The following is a 302-nucleotide window of genomic DNA, read 5'->3' as shown; positions in this document are numbered from 1 at the left end:
CAGGAAGCGCATGCCCGCGGCGGCCAGATCGTGCTGTTCTCGGACGAGGCCGGCATCACCAAGCTCCGCCACATCGCGGTGGACAGTTTCACCCTACCCGCGATCGATCCCTTCGCCGCGCCGCTGCTCTACACGATTCCGGTGCAGCTCCTCGCCTATCACGTGGCGGTGCTGAAGGGCACGGATGTCGATCAGCCGCGCAACCTGGCGAAATCCGTGACGGTGGAGTAACCGCCGGGTTCCGCCCGCCCCCCGGTTCGGCTACACGCCGCCCGTGTCCAGCGAGCTCGCCGCCGAACTGA

Annotated in this window: 1 pseudogene; it reads left to right on the top strand. The window is 67.9% G+C overall.

The features are described 5' to 3' along the window. Nucleotides 1–231 (top strand): annotated as a pseudogene (locus tag R5H29_RS18795) (glutamine--fructose-6-phosphate aminotransferase); the annotation flags it as partial. Between the last annotated feature and the right edge of the window lie 71 nt (nt 232–302).

It is taken from the genome of Stenotrophomonas sp. A3_2 (assembly GCF_036624925.1).
Lineage (GTDB): Bacteria > Pseudomonadota > Gammaproteobacteria > Xanthomonadales > Xanthomonadaceae > Stenotrophomonas > Stenotrophomonas hibiscicola.
This window is presented reverse-complemented; position numbering and strand designations above follow the sequence as displayed.